At 53.5% G+C, this 2,159-nt stretch carries 3 protein-coding genes; all 3 read left to right on the top strand.

The genetic code is table 11. From position 1 onward, the window contains the following. Positions 1–370: 370 nt before the first annotated feature. The 3 genes from G3436_RS26575 (at position 371) to G3436_RS29170 (ending at position 2,132) form a co-directional block, all read left to right on the top strand. Positions 371–1,042 carry a bis-aminopropyl spermidine synthase family protein gene (locus G3436_RS26575; protein WP_338001330.1) on the top strand — a complete coding sequence of 224 codons (672 nt, stop codon included), beginning with the start codon at positions 371–373 and terminating at the stop codon, positions 1,040–1,042. 159 nt (positions 1,043–1,201) lie between these two features. Continuing rightward, positions 1,202–1,777: a hypothetical protein gene (locus G3436_RS26580; protein WP_049588372.1), complete on the top strand. Its 576-nt coding sequence runs from the start codon at positions 1,202–1,204 to the stop codon at positions 1,775–1,777. 16 nt (positions 1,778–1,793) lie between these two features. Continuing rightward, a complete protein-coding gene (locus tag G3436_RS29170; RefSeq protein WP_163951324.1) occupies positions 1,794–2,132 on the top strand; it encodes an AAA family ATPase in 339 nt (112 codons plus the stop codon). Positions 2,133–2,159 lie beyond the last annotated feature (27 nt).

Raw genomic sequence — 2,159 nt, forward strand, 5'->3', positions numbered from 1 at the left:
ATGTCAGATAGTCGAGGCGCGCTTGCGATACCTGACTCCAAAGCCACCTATCGATTCGTACCAATCACCTGTAAGCCACCTAGTAAAAGCACAGACGAAACGCTTGATGTGCTTGGCCTCAGTGACAAGTAAAATTTTCTAGGCGGGCAATGCTGGTTTCACTCGTATGAACCGGCTCGGATTGGCTAACCATGCTAGGTGGACCCCAGATTAGGGTTTAGTCGCCTAGCGTGGAGAGCTTGAAACATAGACAAATACGGCGCCATTAGTCTTCCACTCACCCAGCTACTCGGATTATGCTTCCAGATAGCCCTTAGCCACTAAGCTTCGCATCTCCGCTAAGGATCAGCCACAGACATGGAGGTTGATAGTGAAGTTTGATCTAAGAAATGCGATTAATAGCATATCTGATGTGGTGATGAATCGACCCGCTCCATTGCGCGAGTTCGACCAAATCTATATGAAGGTAGCTGATATGGTCATCCAGGCCGAGTACGTCGCAAGGGTCTTCGACGGGAAGAAGGTTGTCTTCGTTGGCGACGGCGATGGGATAGCCCTCTCGGCAGCGCATCTCAAAGCCCAAGATGTGATCAGCTACGGACCAAAATCAATCACCCTTCTGGATTTCGATGAGCGTATCGTTAATTCGGTACGGCGCTTCGGTGAGAAGCTAGCGCCCAAAATCGAGATTACTGCCCATCTCTATAACGTGGCAGACCCTCTTCCTGCTGAGCATTTTGGGGCCTATGACGGTTTCCATATCAACCCACCCTGGGGAGCGAGCAACGGCGGCCAAAGCGTAACGGCGTTTCTGGAGCGCGGCAGTCAAGCTACCAACGAGCGAAGTCTTGGCATCGTTGTCATTGCCGATGACCCGGATCTTCCTTGGACTCAAGAGGTGCTCAGAGATACGCAACTCAGGGCCATAGAACTGGGTTACGTGGTGTCCGAAATGCTTCCGCAACTCCATCTCTACCACCTCGATGACGCACCGGACCTGCGCTCCTGCTCATGCTTGTTCCGTAGGGTGTCCCAGGTCTGATGGAAAAGACCTCGGAGAAGCTGTCAGCCGAACGCCTCCGAAATTTCTACGGAAAGGACAATCCGCTGATCTACAAGCACGTGCGGGAAACCCCTAGCCTCAATGTGAATCGTGAGGCAGAGCAGCGATATTCCCTCGAACATTACCAGGAGTTTCCGGATGCCTAACCCGCTTGCGAATGGCCAAGGTGTGATCTTCATGAAGGTAGGGCTTCACGCTTCCGAGACCCTCGAAGATATCGTGGAAAGGAAGCGTCGAGAGTTTGAAGAAGCCGGCTCAATTTTCTGGGGGTACGGAGGGAGCTCCTGCCATCCTCGCACGATGGTCCAGCCCTTCGGCAGGGCTATGCAGGAAGAGGGAAAACACCTCCTGATCATCATGAACGAGATGAACTCCAAGCACTCGGCCCCTCCGGTTGCTGCTTCCCAATACTCTGAAGACGGCGTCGACTGGCAGGCGGTTCCAAGAGGCATCGAGGTACGCGGTTCACGGTTCGCGCTTGTTCTGGATGAACTAAAAACTGAGGAGTTTGAGGTCAACCTGAACGACTTCCATGTCGGTGTAGGCCAATCTCGTGGGCGAATTGCAGGCGATTATTTGAAAGGGCAGAACGATAAAGGCTGTCTTATCTATAACGAACCCCATATTCCACCGCCTCCTGAGCAGCGGATCATTAAGCAGATTGGTTTGGTTGCTCGCGTCAAACCCCCTTATGCGGTGTTCCTCAGGGACTGATTAAGGAGACCCACGGATGGGAAGGCTCATCTATTTGACCGGGGCACCAGCTACCGGAAAATCGACGCTGACGGAGGGGTTGGCCAGGTTGCCTGGCCAAGTCCGCGTATTTACCTACAGCAGAGAGCTGGCTCGCGTCGTTTCTGAGCGTGTAGGCCAAGTCACGCAAGACGATATGCGAGAGAAGTCCGCAGCCCTGATAACGCGCCAAGATGTCGGCCGAGTCGACAGGGAGTTGATTGCGGTTGCGTCAGCGCTCAAAAAAGAAGGCGGCAATCTCGTCGTCGACTCTCACCCGGTTACGATCGAAACGTTCGGTTTCAGGGTGACACCATTGCAAAGCGCAGTTGCATGACCTGGCGCCAGACGTAATTGTGTGCCT

It is taken from the genome of Pseudomonas brassicae (assembly GCF_010671725.1).
In the GTDB taxonomy this organism is placed as follows: domain Bacteria; phylum Pseudomonadota; class Gammaproteobacteria; order Pseudomonadales; family Pseudomonadaceae; genus Aquipseudomonas; species Aquipseudomonas brassicae.